Here is a 4,623-nt window from a genome sequence, read left to right on the forward strand (position 1 = left end):
ATGTGTTTGGTCATTTACCAATCCCAGGGCAAAAACAGAAATCAAACTTGGTGCTCAATCGGGATAAATTAATAATTCGCTGTTCGGAAGTTGTAGGAATGACTTGTAACCCTACAACCACTAAATATTGCTCTGAACAGCTTAAACTATTTTGAGCCATGCCAATACATAAACCGCCAACCATTAAACGACCCATCAAAATACAAAACAATGGCTCTCAAAAGATAGTTTATCGAGTTATCAAAGATATTCAACACCTCAAAAATAATCCCTAGGCTGGAACCGCAACTATCAAAGGTAAATACTGCATGGTTCGCAATCAAGGTATTTATTGGGTGGTTGTTTAAGAGAGCATTTTCAAATAATCATTCTTGCGATCAGCGAAACAAGCGTCTTTGAGGACTGCGAAGTTCCGCAACATGAACTGAGAAACAATCCTGGGAAAAGGTTAAAGGTTAAAGAAATGAAAAAAATCCTCTTTCCCCCTTACCCTTCTTGATGACAATTGCCCCCTAACTTTATGGGGCAATACCTCAATACGGTTCAGATAAGCCTTTTTCTCTCCCCCTGCTTCCCCTGCATCCCCTGCTCAAGAACAGCCTGCCTAAACGAATAAATTTCCTTAACTGAACCGTATTGGGCAATACCTACCTAATCCTTAATCGGGAACACAATCATTAGCACTCAATGGCTTTTGTGCCACTTCATCTCAACTCTTGCATCGACATCGCTTTGGGTCAGGTGAACTACTTTTGTAATCTGAAAATTTTGGTTGCGCCAAACTATCATTTGATCTGGCGGGGTGGAAGGATTACCTAACTCTGCTTCTAAAAATAGCGCTGCTACTTCTATAATGTCAGCAGCTACAAAGTCTTGCAAGTTTCTATAAAAATCATCACTTGTCCCATCAAAGCTTTGTTTCATTTTCGTTATCAGTTAATATACATCTGACGTTGTGCCCTATGGGGGCAATAGCTTTTAAATAGCAATGCAGAGTAAACGAGCGAACGCACGTAAGGCACTTGCCCGCTTATAAAGATACCAGCCGTCAACATCTAGAGCCGCATAACGGGTCGCGATCAGAACACGGTTGGTATTTTTTGTGGTTTCCTCTGACTAGAAACGAAAAGAATACTTGTCTGTAAAAAATTATACGAAATTCTCTAAAAAAACCAAATTTTTATGTCTTTGGAAATAACTATATAAGCAGTTAACTTGATTAAATCAAGCTAGCAGCTTGTATAGTTCTCTACTAAGCAACTAGTTGCCTAGCAGCATAGTGTAACAGAAATTACTATCTAGTTGAAAAGGCTAAAAAGCTTACTAAGTTGGTTGGCAGCGAACTCTAATCCCTAAAGAGACACGTACCTGATAAAAATATTCTGGCTGATTTTTTATATGCCTAACCTAGCGTTATTTCCAACTGGATAGCGATTAGTAATATTTGACAAAACCGCTCTCAGATAGTGAGTGATTAACACAAACAATGTCTATTACATAGAACTGCTAATAGTACAAACCGTTAGCAAAACCTGAATACACTATAAAAAAAATAGGAGTAATATTATTGATGTCTGTATTTACAGTTACCAACACTAATGACAGCGGCATTAGTTCTTTACGGCAGGCAATTACTAATGCCAATGCCTTAACAGGATTTGACATCATTAATTTTAATGGGGTGTTTGCCGACAACATTGCTGATACCATCACCTTAGCTGGTAGTAGTTTACAAATCACAGATAACATTAGGATTGATGGCACAGGTGCAGACTTGTTAACTGTTCGCGCTAACAACACCATCTGTGTATTTGAAGTTAGTTATAAAATTTCTGTGGAAATTGAAGTTTAGTTAACTATTATGCTCTTACTGGGACAGTACAAGGCTTAAGAGAGCCGAATTGACAGGCATTCTTGGTTCAATACCAAGTTAAATTCTATTCTTGCCTCACCTGACAATTTTGATGTATTGAGTGCTAGTTAAACGCACACAAATTTATTGGATGCGCTCGCAAGTTTTGATGCCCTGTAATCTGATTAATTCGTTGGACTACGTTCGGCTTAAGTGACCAAAAAAGAATCATTAACATCAATTGAGAGGATTTTGCTCATGCCTAGACTTACCGTTCCACCCAATTTCATCGGCACTCCCAGTAGTGACATTTTAATCGGGGAAGAGTTAAATGCAGAGTCGGCAATTGGTATTGATATTTTAACTGGAGGTTTCATTCGTACAGGCTCAGGAAATGACACCATTACGGGTATCGGCATCAGCGGTGTTGTCTTCGGTAGTGGAAACGGCATCCGAAATGATGGTGAACTAGATAGTGGTTCGGAAGATGACACTATTATCGGCATTGGTAATGGAGAAGGCATCTTAAACTTCAGCAAACTGGATACAGGTTCGGGAGATGATACTATCATCGGCGTTAGTAATGGATATGGCATCAATAACGATGGTGAACTGAATACCAAAGAGGGAGATGACACTATCATCGGTATCGGTGGAGTACTAAACTTGAGGAAAGTGGATAGCGATTCGGGAGATGACACTATCATCGGTATCGACGATGGAATCGGCATTTTTAACGTTGGCGAGTTGGCTACCGGGGAAGGAGATGACACTATTATCGGCATCAGTAATGATGAAACTGGCGTTGTAAACTTGGGAATCCCCATTCTGGCATTTAGTACAGGTTCAGGAGATGATACTATTATCGGTATTGGTAATAGTACTGGCATCAGCAATATTGCTAATCTGAATACCGATGAGGGAGATGATACTATTATCGGTATTGGTAATAGTACTGGCATTCTCAACCTTGGCGACACCGAACTGAATACAGGTTCTGGAGATGACACTATTATCGGCATCGCGATCGCCAGCAACGATAGCACTGACGGTAATGGAATCGGTATTTACAGCATTAGCAATTTGAATACCGACGAGGGAGATGACACTATTATTGGTATCGCGATCGCAAGCAACGGTAGCACCGGCGGTAATGGAACCGGCATCCGTAACATCGACCTTAATACTGGCTCTGGAGATAACGCTATTACTGGCATCGGTATCGGAGGCAACAGTAGCACTAGTGGTGATGGAATCGGCATCGCTAACGGAGACGACACTGGTCAAGGCACTACTGGCGGTCTTATTGTTACAGGTTCGGGAGATAACGCTATTACTGGCATTGGTATCGGGGGCAATGGTAGCGCTGGCGGTAATGGAATCGGCATTAGTAACCTTCAGCCAAGCCAGATAGCAGGCAGCATCCTCATACTTAACGGTTATGGTGAGAGTTCGGCAGCAAACACCAGTGCCATAGGCATTACAAACTCCGGGCAGATTTTTATCGGTGAGGGTAATATTACTGGACAGGCTACAACAACAATTAGTAGTTCAGGAGCAAACACTAGCGCCATAGGTATCGGGAACGCCGTGAGTATTAACATAAATTCGGGTAATATTACTGGACAGGCTACAACAACAATTAGTAGCTCAGGGACAAACACTCGCACCATAGGCATCTTAAACCGCGACTTTATTGACATAAATTCGGGTAATATTACTGGAAAGGCTACAACAACAATTAGTAGTTCAGGGACAAACACTCGCACCACAGGTATCTTAAACGATGAGAGTGGCTTTATTGACATAAATTCGGGTAATATTACTGGACAGGCTACAACAACAATTGGTAGCTCAGGATTAGACACCACCACCATAGGCATCTTCAACGACGGGTTTATTGACATAGGTCAAGGTGATAATACTCTTGTTGGACACGCTACAACAACTGATGGTATCGCTTATGGTATTTACGGAGGAGGAACGATCTTGACTGGCAATGGCAATGACAAAATTCTCGCCACCGCTACCATCAATGAAGTTCAACAAAAAGTCACTATCGGTGGTGGACTGGAAATTAGTCTGTCTGGTGGAAATGACTACTTTCAGGGGTTCGGTTCTGCAATTGTTGATGGCGGAGTAGGTTTTGACGCTCTTGACCTTAGTGCTTTCAACCGTTCTGAACTGACTGTATCTGGCGTTATTCTTGGCAATACCCTTGAGCCTGCTAACATCACCTTCAACAACAACGGAGACTTAATCACTTTGTCCACAACTAACTTTGAGAAGTTTATCTTTGCAGATAGCTCTTTCTCTTACAACACTTTGACTAGCGGGGCATAAGTTTGTATTGGGAGCAACGCGAAAAAGTGAGATCGTCGTGAAATGAGCAGAGGGAGCGGGAGGAGCTGGGGGAGCTGGGGGAGAAAAGAGAAAGTTTTAGTAAGTTTTACTACCAAAACTATACTAAATCCACTTAATTTCTTTCTCTTCCCCAGCTCCCCCAGCCTAAGAGCAGCCCCCCCAGCTTTGCCACCTCACTTGCATCGCGTTGCTCCCGTTTGTATTAACCAACTCCCCATCCACGCAAGCAATCTCCCACTGCGGAAACTTTGCCAGCAATTTCTTGATCACAATCCGCAAAGCCGGATCATCATTCCAGCACTGATGCAAAAAGTCAAAACCAGGATTTTCCCCAACCAGAGAAGCCATCTTCAGTTTCTCCATTCGCAATAGTCTAGCCTTGGATCTAATGGTGATGCCTTCTCTAC

At 42.1% G+C, this 4,623-nt stretch carries 3 protein-coding genes and 1 pseudogene; 2 read left to right on the top strand and 2 right to left on the bottom strand.

Features of this window, described 5'->3' with window-relative positions; genetic code table 11:
* Positions 1–684: 684 nt before the first annotated feature.
* Complete coding sequence (locus tag HCR01_RS37000) at positions 685–924, bottom strand: hypothetical protein (RefSeq protein WP_193200863.1); 240 nt, start codon at positions 922–924, stop codon at positions 685–687.
* A gap of 646 nt (positions 925–1,570) precedes the next feature.
* Here HCR01_RS37000 and HCR01_RS37005 point away from each other — a divergent pair.
* Both HCR01_RS37005 and HCR01_RS37010 read left to right on the top strand, forming a co-directional pair.
* Positions 1,571–1,852 carry a hypothetical protein gene (locus HCR01_RS37005; protein ID WP_193200864.1) on the top strand — a complete coding sequence of 94 codons (282 nt, stop codon included), beginning with the start codon at positions 1,571–1,573 and terminating at the stop codon, positions 1,850–1,852.
* Between the two features lie 258 nt (positions 1,853–2,110).
* On the top strand, positions 2,111–4,195 hold the full coding sequence (locus tag HCR01_RS37010) for a beta strand repeat-containing protein (protein ID WP_193200865.1): 2,085 nt from the start codon (positions 2,111–2,113) through the stop codon (positions 4,193–4,195).
* Between the two features lie 165 nt (positions 4,196–4,360).
* Here HCR01_RS37010 and HCR01_RS37015 read toward each other — a convergent pair.
* Positions 4,361–4,623, bottom strand: a pseudogene (locus HCR01_RS37015) (hypothetical protein); the annotation flags it as partial.

This window comes from Nostoc sp. MG11 (assembly GCF_014904695.1).
GTDB lineage: Bacteria > Cyanobacteriota > Cyanobacteriia > Cyanobacteriales > Nostocaceae > Komarekiella.